This is a genomic window from Phycisphaeraceae bacterium (assembly GCA_020851465.1).
GTDB lineage: Bacteria > Planctomycetota > Phycisphaerae > Phycisphaerales > Phycisphaeraceae > JADZCR01.
In genome coordinates this window covers 59043-74703 of sequence record JADZCR010000007.1, presented here as the reverse complement: position 1 = coordinate 74703, position 15661 = coordinate 59043, and the positions used below count along the sequence as shown (strand labels likewise).

Genomic DNA, 15661 nt, shown 5'->3' with positions numbered 1-15661 from the left:
CCTTATAGGTCGTTTGTGAGAAAATGATATCGAGCCTATCACGAACGATACCTCACAGACATCCTGCAATGAAAAATTGATGATCGCGATCTGAGATGGTATCTGGTCAAAGCCAGATCCGCATGCAAAAAGGTCCGTTGGTAGGCATTTCTGATTTTCTCCGCTACGCTTTGATCATGTCCACCAACGCCCAGCTTGCCGCCCTTTTCCAGGAAATGGCGGACATCATGCAGATCCTGGGGGTGGATGTTTTCAAGGTGAAGGCCTTTGAGAAGGTTGCTCGTTCGCTTGAACAGTATCCCGTGGACGTGGCGTCCATCGGGCCTGATGTGAAAAAACTTCAGGAGATCGAAGGCGTGGGCAAAGGATCGGCCACGCGGATCGCTGAGTTTCTCCAGACAGGAAATATCAAAGATCACGACGATCTGCTCGCGCAATTTCCTCCGACACTCGCCCCACTGCTGCGTGTCCAGGGACTAGGTCCGAAGACCGTCGCACTTCTCTGGAAAGAGTGCGGCATCACGAGTATGGAGGAGTTGAAACAGAAGCTGGAAAACGATGAGGCTGCCCTGTGTGAGATCAAAGGGATGGGCCCCAAGAAGGTAGAGAGCCTGCGAAAAAACCTGGAGTTTGCCCAGACAACACAATCACGAATCAGAATCGGCCAAGCCCTGCCGCTGGCGAGATGGTTTCTCGAGCAGTTCCAACAAATGAAAGAGGTCAAGACTGCCTCCCATGCGGGCAGTCTGCGGCGTGGCCGTGAGACAATCGGCGATATCGACCTGCTCGTAGCTGCTGATACTGAAAACGCACGAATCATCAGCGATAGATTCATCAAACTGGAACCCGTAGCCGAGGTGCTCGCCAAAGGGGATACAAAGACATCCATCCGCACGAAACGTGACAGCGGTGATGGCGTCCAGGTGGATCTGCGCATCGTCACACCGGATATTTTCGGGGCAGCCCTGATGTATTTCACCGGCTCCAAAGACCACAACATCGCGCTCCGCGAGCGAGCGATCAAACAGCAGATGAAGCTGAGCGAATGGGGTCTCTTTGACACCCGCAGCAGTAAAGAAAAACTGATCGCCGGCCGTACTGAGGAAGAGGTCTATCAACATCTCGGTCTGTCGTGGATACCACCTGAATTACGCGAGGATCAAGGCGAAATCGCACAGGCAGCCAATGGTTCACTGCCAAAACTGATTGAGATGCGCGACATCGTGGCCGAATTGCACGCTCACACGACAGCCAGCGACGGCTCGTGGTCGATCCGTGAGTTAGCGGAGGCAGCCATCGATCGCGGTTTTCATACGATCGCTGTCACAGATCATTCCCGGAGCCAGCACATCGCCAATGGCCTGAGCACAGAGCGGCTGGAGCAACACATCCAGGATGTGCACGAGGTAGCTGCGGCACTGAAGCGAAAAATTCGCGTACTTGCCGGCAGCGAAGTGGATATCCTCGTGGATGGTACGCTCGACTACCCAAACAGCCTGCTTAAAGAGCTGGATATCGTCGTCGCCTCTCCACACGCAGGATTGACACAGGAGCCTATGAAGGCAACCCGACGCCTGATTAAGGCGATCAACAATCCTTATGTAACCATCCTCGGCCACCCCACCGGACGACTGGTCAACAAACGTGAAGGAATTAAGCCCGACATCAAGGAACTGGTTACCGCTGCTGCGCAGCGCAGCGTGGCACTGGAGATCAACGCAAACCACTACCGCCTCGATCTGCGCGACACGCACGCAAGACTGGCACTCGAAGCGGGTGCCAAACTGTCGATCAACACTGATGCCCATGGACCTGGCGACCTTGATGAGCTGCCCTACGGCGTGCTGACTGCCCGTCGCGCTGGGGCTACAGCTGGTCAAGTAGTGAACTGCATGTCGAAAGAGGAGTTGACCCAATGGCTGGCGAAAACCCGAAAATAGCTGTCCCCACGAATTGGCCAGATTCGAGAGAATGACGCTGATGAGGTTACGCTTGAAATATGGTCAACACATCCGCACCAAGCCAGCCGCACCCCCATCTCCCAATTAAGCACATTGCTGCGGCCCTGCTCTTTGACCGTAATGGCCGCCTGCTGATTTATCTCCGTGATGATAAACCGTCGATTCCATTTCCCAATCACTGGGATTTTTTCGGCGGTCATGTCGAGCCGGGCGAAACCTACGAACAGGCACTCGTGCGCGAGGTGAAAGAAGAAATCGGTTACGACTTGCTCACCTACGCACACTTCCGCGACTACACAACGATCAGCGGTGACGCCTATCCAAACATCAAGCACATTTACTACGCAAAGATTGCCGCTGTAGCGGATGAGCTGACGTTGTACGAAGGACAGTACCTTAAGAGTATCGACCTTTCGGAACGCCACGGGGTGAAGTGGGCAAACATCCTCGGACAGATCGTGGATGACTTTGTCACCAGCGGACTGCACGTCTAACGACGTGCCGTGTTGAGCCGTATCACCAACAAGTCTCAATAGCGAACGACTGCAAAAGCATGAAGGAAATATGCACGCGATTAGTACGCTCGGCGATCTCGTTGCAAAAGCCAAAGCCGATAGAGCTCAAGTGCCTCAGGACGCAACATTGAAGCGACAATTTCCACCTTAGCACCGCCGATCTCTTTGAGTTTTACATTCGAAATCGGAAGCTCGTTGAACCCGAAACTCTTGGCATCATCAATCGTGGCTGCATAAACGATCCGAGGAATCCGTGCCCAGTGAATCGCGCTGAAACACATGGGACATGGTTCGGTCGTGGAATAAATCGTGCATTCGGGTAGATGGACCCGTCCACGGGCGGTGCAGGCCTCACGGATGCAACAGACTTCCGCGTGAGCGGTTGGATCAGTGGTAGCCCAAACGCGATTGTGTGTCCGGGCAATGACCTGGTCATCAGCAACTATGCACGCACCGAACGGCGACTGGCCAAACTCAATGCCTTGTCGGCAGATATCCAGTGCTTCACGCATGAATTCCGTGTCATTCATGCAGGTGAATGTAACTCATGCGCAGCCTCAGAGCGAGAAAAGATGCGGACAGCAATTTCTCAATGACATGGTGATAACGTCTATCCGACCGGATGCGTCTATCCGCGCCGGCGCAGCCACTGTATTTCTTCCGCGCGAGTGATCCATGCGCCGCCAAGGAAGACGACAGCACCAACGATGATCATGACGCCCAGCTCAAACATCGTTTCTTTCCGTGATAACTTCGCTGGATCCCACCGGTAGATGATCGGCCAGAGTGCCGCAGCCATCGCCAGTGAAAGCAATGCTGATCGAGTCCAGCCGCGCAGCACACTCGTGTCAATCGGGCGATCAACCTTTCGACCCAGCCGCCAGAGCAGGACGGCGTTCTGAAGGATCGCGCAGATGCACGTTGACCACGCCAGACCCGCTGCACCCAGCGGCCAGACGAGTATGAGATTGAGCACTAGATTAAGCATCACAATAATCACGCTTACGACTAGAGGGGTCCGCGAGTCTTTAAGTGCGTAGAACGCGCGCGTGACAACGTGTGTCATGGAGTAAGCCCAGATGGCCGGTGCAAATCCTGTCAGAACTTCCGCGATACGCAGCGAGTCATCGAGCGTGATCTTGTGATGTTCATAGAACACACGAATGGTCGGCAGGCCGACCATGAGCAGTCCGACGCTCGCGGGCAGTCCGATGAATACGGTCAGACGCAGTCCCTGCCTCAACGTCTTACAAAACTTTTCTGCGCCGGTCGCACCTGTTTCAGCAGCAGCGTGTGCCAGTGCGGGAAAAATGGCGGTTGCAATGGCCAGGCCAAAAACACCCAGCGGAAACTGGTAGAGCATGGATGCGTTGGCCAATGCCCGCACGCCACCGGGTTTGATCGGGTAATCGGCGGTAAACGAACCGAAATGAAACATCGCCGGCCCGCGATCCTGTGGCGAGAGCGCAAAGGCGATTACGTTGTCCAGCGCAGTGTTGATCTGAAAAACCGACAACGCCAACAACATCGGCAGCAGCACTTTCAACATTCCCCGAAAAGCCTCGTGCGTACCGGCAAAGATCGTGGTGAACTTGAAATATCGAGATAGAACCGCGCCCTGGCTGAACACCTGTACGACGCCGGCTATCACCACGCTCACGCACACACCAAATGCTGCATATCGCAGCGTCTGAGTTCCCTGGTCAGGTTTCAGGCGCAGCGACACCCACATACCGACAATCATCACCACGTTAAGCAGGATCGGCATACCCGCACTGGGACCGAACCGACCGTGAACCTGCAGCATGCTGCCGAAGACCGCGACGAGACAGACCATCGGCATGTAAGGCAACGTGACCATGATGAGACGGATCGCCAGCTCGGATTCTTCCGGCCACGGTCGAGCATGGAGAGAGCCCCACAAAATCACCTCGCCAATGATTGTCAGCAGCCCTAGCAGTACCGCAGTCAGCGCGAGGCAGAGTGATGCGAACCGCCGCGACAGTTCCGGATTCACCTTGAGCAAGTCCGTATAGGCCGGAATAAATGCTGCGGTCAGAGCACCTTCACCAAAGAGCCGGCGAAAAAGATTGGGAGCAAGAAAACCGAGGGTATAGGCATCCGCTATTCCGCCCAGCCCAAACGCACCAGCAAGATAACTATCACGGATCAGACCGGTGATGCGCGAGATGAAGGTAAGCACACTGACGACCATCGCCCCGCCGACAAAGGAATGATCCGAGTCTGATTCACTCGGAACTGTCTTTGCCGATGACGTTGGTTCAAGTGGCGCTGGAAAAGCTGCGTCACCTTCGACGTTAGATGCCGGCGGCATCGGCTCACCGATCAACCGACGGCTTGCCAGGAAGAAAATCACAGCCAGGATGGTTCCCATCGCAATGCCGACCGCATTCCCACGGAGATCGGACCATGAGGCTTCCCGACCAGCAACAAACCGCTGTGTCCATTCATCGAGCGGTGCATAGATGAGAGCCGCCAACACGCCGGCGGCGAGGTTGACCGTAAACCGCCGCATCCGACTTGCAAGGCATGCGCCGATCAGCAGTGTCGTCAGTAATCCAAACGCGGCAAAGTGCAGCCACTTGTCGAAACCAAAACCGGCAATATCAGGCCGCTGAATGTTCAGATTTGGGAAATGGGTGGAAACCGCCAGTGCCGGCCAGTAAATCAACAGTGCCGCCCGACAAAAACGGACGGTGAACGGACCAAGATCAGGGCGTGATGACGGACGGATGTTCAAGGCGACCCTCAGCGCGATGTAATGAGTCTTCGTCGGCCATTCAGGCGTTGACGACGCACAAATCAGGATGGAACGCACGCACGGAGTCGTCAATCACGGGTTTTTATGCCGAGGTTTGGATGGATGGGAATACCGCGTCAAACACCAATGTGATTTTCGGTGCAGAGACTTCACGCAGCACCGACCCGACGCTGTGCAGCGATCAGGGAGTCCTCCCACATCAGTTCATCGGAGTTACCAATGCGGCCTTCGCGATCGTTGGCCTCGATCACGCGGCGCAGTCCCTCTTCCAGCGAAATGCGTGGATGGAACTCAGGCACATCCCGGCAGATTGCAGAAGAGTCATAAATGACATTGTGCGCGAAGATCGTCGCACAGATGTCCGCTGACGGAACATTTGCAGCGATGATATTTGCCAACGGCACGCCGACAATATCGACCTTCCGGCCGACTGCTTTCATCACCGTACGAGTGTAGTTTTCCCAAGTGATAAAACCGGGCCGCATCATGTTGTAAACTCGGCCCACACATCGCGAGCGACCTAATGCAAAGCAGAATGCCGGCGCAGCATCATCGACGTAGAGGAATTGGTGCGGTGCTTTGCCGTCGCCGCACACCACGATCGGTTTCCCTTTACGGATGCGATCAATCCAAGTCGTGTCCCAGCAGACTTGGCGGAGTATCGGCCACTTGGGGCCATAGGTCGTTGAAGGTTTGATGATCGTGACGGGGAATCCGTCACGATGGAATGCTTCGAGAAACACCTGATCGGCTGCGACTTTATTGCGGCCGTAGTCCGTGATCGGCCTGAGCGGATGATCCTCCGTCGCGGGTAACCAGTCATAGTCCACGCCATAGGTGCACACAGTCGAACACTGAACAAAGTGCTTAATACCGCGAAAGGCGCGGATGCAACTGATCGCATCATCACGGTTGTGACACATCATGTCGATGGCATAGTCAAATCGCTCTTCCTGCATCCGTTGCTCAAACGCTTCACGATCTTTGAGATCGCCTTGCATCACGCGCACACCTCGGCGACGTTCCGCGTGCGCGTCATACGCGGACGATGGCTTGCTCTGTCCACGATTAAAAAGCGTCACTTCGTGCCCCATCTCCAGAAGCAGCGGAACGAAGGGAGTGGAGATATTGCCGGTGCCTCCGATGACGCATACGCGCATGGGATCATTCCTGTGCGAGAGATAGGCGTAATCCGCTTAGCTTGACTTCGCAGCAGCAGTCGCGTGACTCAGCAGACGTTCCACCTCGTTCTGCCATGTTCCAGCGACACGCACGCCGTATTCTCGAACGCCTCCGCTAGCTTGAGGCCCCGTCAAATAGGGTCGGTAGTCACGATCAGCGGCAAGCAGTTCCTGTTGTGCTTGATCGGCACGAAGAAAGTGATACGCGAAGCCAGCACGATCCTTTTGCGTGTGATTGGCTCCCGTCGCATGCGGCGTGCCGTAACAGAAAAACACCACGCCACCCGCTTTTATCTCACAAGGTATCGCGCGAGTTTCATCGGGATAGCAACGGATGTGATGGTCGCTCATCGGGTCACGGACATGCGGCAACTCTTCATGAAACACGCTGGGTATGACCCCGATTGTTCCATTTTCGACTGTTGCATCATGTACCGCGATCCACATGGCGGTACCTTTGAGCGGGTCGGCGATTTTGAAATAGGCGTTGTCCTGGTGCCAGTTGGTCCCCATGCCGTCACCGCCGGGTTTCAGAAATATCTGGTCAAGATGAAGAATGAATGGGTCACCCAGCAAATCGCTGACAGCATCAATTACCTTTTCCTCAAAAGGCAACGCACGAAAAAACGTGCTGTGCTTGACCGTCGGACAGAGCTGGAGATTTCGCTGCCGGGTTGAAGGTGTTTTGCCGTCACCATCTGTGGCGACATTTCGTAACAGGCCTTCACGCTGAAACCGTGCGACTTCCGCCTGCATCGCCTCGACTTCACGCGGCGTGAAAAACTCCGGCGCAATGACATAGCCTTGTTGACGAAATTGACTGATCTGTTGAGAGGAAAGCGGCATGAATGGACTCCCGTAGGCAAAAATCTTACCTGAGGGAGGTAACTCAATCCCACCAGACAGCTTTCTTTTTACGTTCTCGGAGTGCCGCCAATGCCGCCCAGAACCGATCGGAGACCGTCATCACCTCGCTGGCTTCACTTCCCCCCGTCGTGGTACGAGGACTCGACGCAGGACCAGAACCCGTCGGGGTAAACCCGCTGTCCGTCGTCAGCACCAGCTTGTCCATGATGAACCCGTCCTCACGCATGTACAGGTTCACCGTATGCAGGCCAGGCGTCGTCACCTGGATCGTCGCCACCGCCTTGTCCATCGTCGAACGAGACCACCCCAGACTGTTGTTGAATCCCGCTATGTTGTCGCTCGTCGAGGCGACCACACCGTCCAGACCCAAGTGCACCGAGTCGTCGCTTTGAGTCGCACCGCGACCGCGAACCCAGATGTAATACACCCCCGTCGTGGTGAAGTTCACGCGGTAGTCGAGCTGCGGACTCGTCGCCGCGATGTTTGAGTAAACACCAAACCCTGTGTTCGGCGTCGCCTGCATCGCAAAGCCGCCCGAATAGCTCCCCGACGAGACCATCGCCCACGTCGCGCCGCTCCGGGAGACGACACCATCGAAAATCTCGGTTTCAATCGTCACCTGACCGCCCGACTCCTGGTACGCCGGCGGGCCTCCGGACTCCTGCTCCAGCGTATGCGAGGTGGACACGCTCCCCGACGCTGATCCGTTGTCCTCAGCGCGGGCAAAGTACAGGTAGCTACCGCTCGACAAACCTGAGGTCGAGGCTGTCGCCGACCAGCCATCGGCACCGTTGGTATCCGAGCCGACCAGAACATCGCTTGAGGTGTTGAGTACCCCGTCACCGTCATCACGGTAGAAATCCACTCGCGTCACCGTTCCGTCCGGATCGGTGACGCCCGTTGCCGTCAGCGTCAATGTCGTCCCCACCGTCGCAGGGTCAGGGCTGACGCTCAGGTCTCCCACCGATGGCGGCTGGTTCCCGCCCCCCGTCGTGGTACGAGGACTCGACGCAGGACCAGAACCCGTCGGGGTGTATGCCGAATTGCTGGTCAGAAGAATCCTGTCAGCCACAAAGCCGTCTTCACGCATGTAAAGATCGATCGTGTGTAACCCCACGGTGGCGACATTCACCACCGCGACGGTACTGTTGCTCTTGTGATACCAGCCCAGACTCTTAAACCCGTTAAGGTTGTCCAGAGCCGGCTGCACTACGCCATCCAGCCCCGCATGAACCGAGTCATCCTGAAGGCTCGCCCCCGCGCCACGAATCCACAGGTAATGCGTGCCCGTGCGGTTGAAGTAAACATTGAAGCTCAGTCGCGGACTCGTCGCCGCGACGTTTGAGTAAACACCAAAACCCGTGTTCGGCGTCGCCTGCATCGCGACTCCGCCGGCATAAGACGGATCGGAGATCGCGCTCCACGAACTGCCGCTCGCGCTGCTGTTCGCATCAAACTCTTCCGCTTCGATGACTACCAATCCATCCGGGCCGGCATCCTGGATGTATCCAGGCGTAACACCCGTGGCATTCACGTTGACAGTCGTAGTCAGCGGAACGCCTGCAAGGTTGTGCTCATCAACACTGCGGGCAAAAAAGGTGTTCGACCCATCGGGCAGGCCGGCCGTGTTGACGTTGATCGTCCAGCCATCCGATCCTGAACTGTCGCTTCCGAGCAGCTCATCCGACCCTGCATCGAAAAGCCCGTTGCTGTTGGTGTCGTGGTAGAACTCGACCTTCGACACCACTCCGTCCGGATCCTGCGCACCGGTGGCTGTCAACGACAACGGATCACCCGCATTGAGCGTGGAAACACTGCCAGCTAAGGTTGCGAGTATCGGCTCCAGATTCGGTAGACCAAGGATCGTTTCCAGTGTTGCCCGCGCATTGAGCCGTCCGCCGGTAACCGTCAATCCCGCGTATTGAGGTATTGGATCGACGGAATCCAGGATCGCACTCTTGACTTCCTGCCAGGTAGCGGTGGGCTTGGCTGCATATGCCAGCGCAGCGACACCTGAGACTAATGGAACTGCCATCGACGTACCGCTGAGCGTGCGGTACGAGGAAACAGGCGACGTACTGTAAATGCTGGTACCCGGAGCCGCCAGATCGGTACCTACCGGCCCCCAATTTGAGAATGACGATTTCGAATCATTCCTGTCGGTCGAAGCAACAGAAATAATGTTCGTCAGATCATAGGACGCCGGGTAATACGGCGTGAGGTCCGAGTTCTGATTGAGATTGCCGGCTGCGGCAACGAACAGAATGCCCAGGTCACGTTGAGTGGCAATGGCGTCATACAACGCCTGCGTATTTTCATCGCCACCCCATGAATTATTGGTGACAAGAATGTTCACGCCCCGTTGCTTCATCATCGCGACGTAATTGAGCGCCTTGACCGCATCGGAAGCGACCCCCAACCCGTCGCTGCCGAGGAACTTGAGAGGCATGATTTTCACGTTCCATGCGATGCCCGTAACGCCGTTGTTATTGTTGCCGATACCAGCGAGCGTGCCGGATACGTGTGTGCCGTGGTGCTGATCGTCGGTGGGGTTATTGTCGTTGTTCTTGAAATCCCAGCCGTTCACATCGTCGATGTAGCCGTTCGCGTCGTTGTCGATTCCATCTCCCGGAATTTCGCCGGGATTGGTCCAAATGTTGGCTGCAAGGTCCGGGTGTGTCAGATCAATGCCGGTGTCCAAGACCGCGATGACGATGGTATTGCTGCCAGTCGTAATGTCCCAGGCTTCGGGGGCGTCGATATCCGCATCAAGCGTACCGTTCGACTGGCCGGTGTTATTCAGGGCATAAAGGACGCTGAAGCTCGTGTCGTCGGGAACGACATCGACAAAGAGTTTGTGGTCCGCTTCGAGGTAGCGGAACGAAGGCACACCCTCAAACAGCGAGGTCAGTGCAGACTGCGAGATCTGCTCGTTCGTACTGAGCCGATAAAGGCCCGACCCGCCGAGTGATTCAAATTGTGGTGCAGCGGAGAGGCCTAAGGAAGAAAAATCAAGGCCGGTGACCAGATCGACATCCGCAGCGGAACCAAGACTGACAATCCAGTTCGCAGCCGCAATACCAGTGGCGGGAGATGGCGTGACATCAGCAACCGATACGGCACCGGCGAGTTCTTCAGAGCCGGGCAGCGTCGAGCTGAGCAGTGTCCTCGACTCCAGCGGTTCGAGACCAAACCACACTCCAGCCGTAGTACGGTTGATACTTGCGCCTCGGACCATGAAGCGGTCAGATTTACGGCCTCGACTCAACTGCATGCACGCCCCTCTCCTCGAAGGATTCATGATAACCCCAACCACGCGAAATGCGCATGGGATTGCCATGTTTTCAGCCCTGATTTTTCAATTTTTCCGGTTGATCCCGCGAGCCGTTACAACCGGCAGATCTTATCTATCCTTCATAGGAAAAAGTGATTGGGGCTTGCACATCCGGATGCAGACTCTGATGAACGGGACAATGAAGTCCCGCAGCTTCGAGCCGCTGACGCTGCTCTGCGCCGAGCTTCGCTGCCTTATCAGCCCGAAAAGTAACAACCGTGCGCAAGGCTCCGATACGGCGTAATGGTTGTGTCACCATTTCCTTAATGACATGGACACGAGTGCCCTCGATATCCCACCCGTGCCGCTGAGCAAGGATACCCATCGTGGTCAGGATGCAGGTTCCCAGTGCGGTGGCGACCAGATCAGTAGGGGAAAAGCTCGCGCCTTTGCCGCCATTGTCGGTTGGAGCGTCGGTCACGATTGCCGAACCACTGGGGCCGTGGATCGCGCGACAATGGAGCTGACCTTCGTAGATTCCGTCAATTTCTACAGCCATGGTGAATCGTCCTCACGATTTGTTTGTTGGATTTTGCTCTGCAAAGTCAGAGAGTAAAACCGCAATCCGGGGATGAACGAAAAATTACCCGCATCTTCACAGACCGCATCGAGCAACAAAGCATGATAGGCGGTTTGCTCACTAAACACAGAAAGCCCAGACGTTTTGCGCCTGGGCTTTCTGATCTACGTTCCGATTGTTGGGCTTGTCTTACTGATTGAAACCCTTGACGACGCGCTTCGACTGGAAGATCGCCCAGCCGATGAGGACCAGGGTCACCACGATGACCGCAACGCGAACCGCCATGTTGCCGCCGTCGGTCGGAAGCGTGTTGACCGCGCCGGGGTACTGCTGGGCACCGGCATTCACCGTCTTCACCACGGAAGCATCGTAAGCGAGCATGAGCGGCACGCCGAGGACGGCCACCATGTTCATCACCTTCAGCAGTGGGTTGATCGCAGGGCCAGCGGTGTCCTTGAGCGGATCACCGACGGTATCACCGGTGACTGAAGCCTTGTGCTTTTCCGAGCCTTTGCCCGTGTTACGTTCGAGGTCGCGAGGTTCATCTTCGACCATTTTCTTGGCGTTATCCCATGCGCCGCCTGCATTGCACATGAAGCTCGCCAGAAGCTGGCCGGCGACGATTGACCCGCCGAGGAAGCCCGCCAGACCGATCGGACCCAGGAAGTAACCGACCAGGATCGGCGTCAGCACACCCAGGAACGCGGGGCCGATGAGTTCCTTCTGTGCTGCCGTGGTGCAGATGTCCACCACGCGGGCATAGTCGGGTTTCTTGGTGCCGGCCCAGATCTCCTTGTCACGGAACTGCACGCGGCACTCATTGACGATTAGGTAGGCTGCACGACCCACCGCACGGATGAGCATTGACGAAAAGAGGAACGGCACCGCACCGCCGATGAGCATGCCGATCAGCAGATTGGGCGAGCTGACGGTCAACAGGCCGGCGACCCGGTTGAAGATTTCGATCGGTAGTGCTTTTTCCTCGCCGCCACCACCCGAACCGATGACGGTGATGAACGACGCATAAAGCGAAACCGCCGCGATAACCGCCGAACCGATGGCCACGCCCTTGGTTACAGCCTTGGTCGTGTTACCCACCGCGTCGAGGTCCGCCAACGTCTGGCGTGCCTCCTTGTAATCTGCCTCACTCTTGAAGTCACTCTTGGAAAAGCCCATCTCGGCGATGCCGTTGGCGTTGTCGGCGATCGGGCCGAAGACGTCCATCGACACGGTATTACCGGTGAGGGTCAGCATGCCGATGCCGCACATCGCCACACCGTAGGCGATGAAAATCGGGTTCGACTCGTTCATCGTCGAGGAGTAGATGAGCACCGAAGAGAAAATCGCAACGCAGAGAACCAATCCGGTCCACACAGCCGACTCATAACCAACGGCAAAGCCCTCGATGATCGTCGTGCCGTGGCCGGTTTCACAGTTACGTTTGATGCCGTGAACGGGTTTGAACTCGGTACCTGTGAAATACTCAGTGATCCGATTCAACGCGATGCAAAGGATGATACCGATGAAGCAGGTCCATGCGGGCCGCATGTCCAGCCCTTCCTGGCCAAAATTGCACCAGAAAGGCAGTGCCTGGATGTTTTCCCAGACGCCCGGACGGTTGGCCGTATTTTCCGGAGTAAACCGCAGGTAGAACCATCCGAGGATGATGAAGCCAACGACGGACAGGAACGAGCCGATGTAGAAGCCCTTGTTGATCTGCTTCATGGCTTCGCCGACGTTGCCCTTGTCACCGGCACGGACGGAGTAGGTCGAGATGATCGACCCGATGACGCCGATGGCACGGACGAGGATGGGGAATAACACACCCTTATGACCGAAGCTCGCCCAGCCCAGAATCATGGCTGCGACGATGGTCACTTCGTAAGACTCGAAGATGTCAGCTGCCATACCGGCGCAGTCGCCGACGTTGTCACCGACGTTGTCGGCGATGGTCGCCGCGTTGCGAGGATCGTCTTCAGGGATGTCCTTCTCGACTTTACCGACGAGGTCAGCCCCGACGTCTGCAGCCTTGGTGTAGATACCACCACCGACACGCATGAAGAGTGCCAGCAGCGTACCGCCGAAGCCGAAGCCCAGCAGGGCTTCGTAAGCGTGCTCGCCATAGGTCATGAAGATGACGGTGCCGCCGAGCAGACCCAGACCGTCGGTGAGCATGCCGGTAATGGTGCCTGAGCGGTAGCCGTACATGAGCGCCTTACCGAAACCGACACGGGCAGCCGCGGCGACGCGGAGGTTACCGATCGTTGCCATTCGCATGCCAATGAAGCCTACCAAGGCTGAGAAAATCGCACCCACAAGGAAGGAGAGTGCCCGCCCGATCGCGTAAGTGTGTGCGAGCGGATCGTTTTCCTTAAAGGCACGACTGCAATAGAGCACAATCACCAGCACGACAATCAGGATGCCCACGACCTTAAGCTGTCGAGCCAGATAAGCGTTGGCACCTTCGCGTACCGCTGCGGCGATTTCCTGCATCCGCGGAGTGCCCTGATCGGCACTGACGACCTGTTTGACGAGCATCCATGCGTAAAGCAGGGCTGCGAGGGCGACGCCGAGCGTAACCCACAGGGCGATGACCTCACCCTGTGAAAAGCCGGAGTCCGGTTTCATGAACGAAAAGTATGAGAATGGCCGTGCATGCGGGTCCGCGTGAACCTCCGGTGCCGCGGTAACGGTCTGAGTTCGCGCCCGCTCGGCGACGGAAGGCGGCAACTCTGCCGAACTGGTGTCGGCGGCGGTGGATTCGACCACGGCCGGCGCATCCGCCTGCGCCAGCAGCCCCTTGGGTGTGCCGTACACGCCGGCATGTACGTACATGCCGACGAAGAATACGAGCAACCCAATCAAAAACAGGATCGACTTGGTTTGCTTGCCTCGCTTGAACCTCTTCATGAATGTCTCCAGGGATGCGGTGGTGATACGTGTCCGGCCAGAAAACCGCCGGTTCGATTGGTGCTCATCTGTTCGTGACGTTGTGGGAGGTTTCCCCTGATCTGATTTCCGTGACCGCCGATAAGGCCCTCATTTTCAGGCCTGAAAATGGGACAAACAAACTAGCAGAAGCATTTAAGTTTGCAATCCGTGCTCCGATAAAGATTTATCAGACCTCTTTATCGGCAATTGGTTGCGAAATGATTTAACTTCTCACTCTCGCAATCCGGTAGTTCTTTTTTCCCGTTCGCAATACCACTGCGACACCAGCCGCAAGTTGGGCTTCTCCCAGTGCTTTGGTGGGGTCGTTCCAGGGTTGATTGTTCACGTAAAAACCGCCTTGGGCGATCAACCGTCGCGCCTCTCCGCCGCTCTTAACCAAGCCACTGTCACGGAGGGCTTCAATGGGTGACCAGCCAGCAATCAGCTTGGCGCGATCGACCTCGAAGCTGGGTACCTCCTTCGACAGCGCTTCGATACCTGCTGCATCGAGAGTCTGCGCTCCGTCGCCGCCGTACATCACCGCCGCCGCCGATGCCGCTTCACGTGCAGCCGATTCTCCATGTACGAGCGTCGTCATCAGCTCAGCGAGCCGTCTCTGTGCCGCTCGATTCTGCGGTGCTGTTTTGACCTGCTCGGATAACTGCGCAATCTCCTCCAGTGGCAGAAACGTGAAGTATTTCAGGTAACGCTCCACATCGGCGTCCTCAACACGCAGCCAGAACTGATGAAAGTCGTAAGGACTCGTTTTTTCGGCACTGAGCCAGACCGCGTTACCCTCGCTTTTGCCGAACTTCTGGCCACTCGCGGTGGTAATCAACGGCATCGTCACGCCGAACGCATTGCCGCTCTCGCCCTCAAGTCTGCGGATCACATCAATGCCTGCCGTGATATTGCCCCATTGATCGCTCCCGCCGAGCTGGAGCACGCAGTCATGTTCCTTATAAAGCTTGTAGAAGTCGTAACCCTGAAGGAGTTGATAGCTGAACTCGGTGTAGCTCATGCCTTCACCCGCGGAGCCGCTGCCTTCCATGCGGGCCTTGACTGACTCTTTCGCGAGCATTGAGCCGATGCGGAAGTGCGCTCCCACATCGCGCAGAAAGTCAATCGCAGACATGCTGCCGAACCAATCCAGGTTGTTGATGATCCGCGCCGGGGCTTTGGGGTGGTTGAAGTCAAGAAACCGCTCGAGAACTTTCTGGATTCCCTTGACGTTTTGAGCCACTTTTTCTTTGGTGAGCAGTTGACGCTCAGTGGTTTTACCGGAGGGATCACCAATAAGCCCGGTCGCACCGCCGACTATGGCGATCGGCCTCAGGCCGTTGCGCTGCGCGTGCATCAGCGAGAGGATGGCGATGAAGTTCCCCACGTGCAGACTGTCGGACGTGGGATCAAAGCCCGCGTAAGCTGCCACCGAACGCCTCGACATGATCGAAACGAGCTTGGTGTCGAGATCAGGATCAGATGTCTGCGCGAGTAGCCCGCGCGATTGGAGATCACTTAAGAGTCGCATAGACAATCATGATAACGGTGCCGCAGCCGGTCTATCAGA

At 56.6% G+C, this 15661-nt stretch carries 11 protein-coding genes; 3 read left to right on the top strand and 8 right to left on the bottom strand.

The annotated features are described in order from the left end of the window. The first annotated feature begins 176 nt into the window (after positions 1 to 176). On the top strand, positions 177 to 1940 hold the full coding sequence (polX, locus tag IT444_10295; GenBank protein MCC7193157.1) for a DNA polymerase/3'-5' exonuclease PolX: 1764 nt from the start codon (positions 177 to 179) through the stop codon (positions 1938 to 1940). 59 nt (positions 1941 to 1999) lie between these two features. Then, entirely contained in the window at positions 2000 to 2455 is a 456-nt protein-coding gene (locus IT444_10290) for an NUDIX domain-containing protein (GenBank protein MCC7193156.1), read from the top strand. Positions 2456 to 2535: 80 nt separating this feature from the next. Here the strand turns inward: IT444_10290 and IT444_10285 are convergent, their stop codons facing one another. From IT444_10285 to IT444_10255, 7 genes are all read right to left on the bottom strand, one after another. Further along, positions 2536 to 3006, bottom strand: coding sequence for a nucleoside deaminase (locus IT444_10285; protein ID MCC7193155.1), 471 nt, complete (start codon positions 3004 to 3006; stop codon positions 2536 to 2538). Between the two features lie 98 nt (positions 3007 to 3104). Beyond that, positions 3105 to 5315 carry a murein biosynthesis integral membrane protein MurJ gene (murJ, locus tag IT444_10280; GenBank protein MCC7193154.1) on the bottom strand — a complete coding sequence of 737 codons (2211 nt, stop codon included), beginning with the start codon at positions 5313 to 5315 and terminating at the stop codon, positions 3105 to 3107. Positions 5316 to 5407: 92 nt separating this feature from the next. Continuing rightward, entirely contained in the window at positions 5408 to 6418 is a 1011-nt protein-coding gene (locus IT444_10275; protein ID MCC7193153.1) for an NAD-dependent epimerase/dehydratase family protein, read from the bottom strand. Positions 6419 to 6454: 36 nt separating this feature from the next. Further along, positions 6455 to 7285, bottom strand: a complete 831-nt coding sequence (locus IT444_10270) for a phytanoyl-CoA dioxygenase family protein (protein ID MCC7193152.1) — start codon at positions 7283 to 7285, stop codon at positions 6455 to 6457. A 43-nt stretch (positions 7286 to 7328) separates the two neighbouring features. After that, the gene (locus tag IT444_10265) at positions 7329 to 10580 is read right to left on the bottom strand and encodes a S8 family serine peptidase (protein ID MCC7193151.1); all 3252 of its coding nucleotides are present in this window, start codon (positions 10578 to 10580) and stop codon (positions 7329 to 7331) included. Between the two features lie 133 nt (positions 10581 to 10713). Beyond that, positions 10714 to 11139, bottom strand: coding sequence for an OsmC family protein (locus IT444_10260; protein MCC7193150.1), 426 nt, complete (start codon positions 11137 to 11139; stop codon positions 10714 to 10716). A gap of 210 nt (positions 11140 to 11349) precedes the next feature. Further along, entirely contained in the window at positions 11350 to 14070 is a 2721-nt protein-coding gene (locus IT444_10255) for a sodium-translocating pyrophosphatase (protein MCC7193149.1), read from the bottom strand. Positions 14071 to 14099: 29 nt separating this feature from the next. Between IT444_10255 and IT444_10250 the strand changes: the two genes are divergently transcribed. Continuing rightward, the gene (locus IT444_10250; GenBank protein ID MCC7193148.1) at positions 14100 to 14318 is read left to right on the top strand and encodes a hypothetical protein; all 219 of its coding nucleotides are present in this window, start codon (positions 14100 to 14102) and stop codon (positions 14316 to 14318) included. Here the strand turns inward: IT444_10250 and IT444_10245 are convergent. Beyond that, the gene (locus IT444_10245; GenBank protein MCC7193147.1) at positions 14315 to 15622 is read right to left on the bottom strand and encodes a tyrosine--tRNA ligase; all 1308 of its coding nucleotides are present in this window, start codon (positions 15620 to 15622) and stop codon (positions 14315 to 14317) included. The genes IT444_10250 and IT444_10245 overlap by 4 nt on opposite strands. Positions 15623 to 15661: the final 39 nt, after the last annotated feature.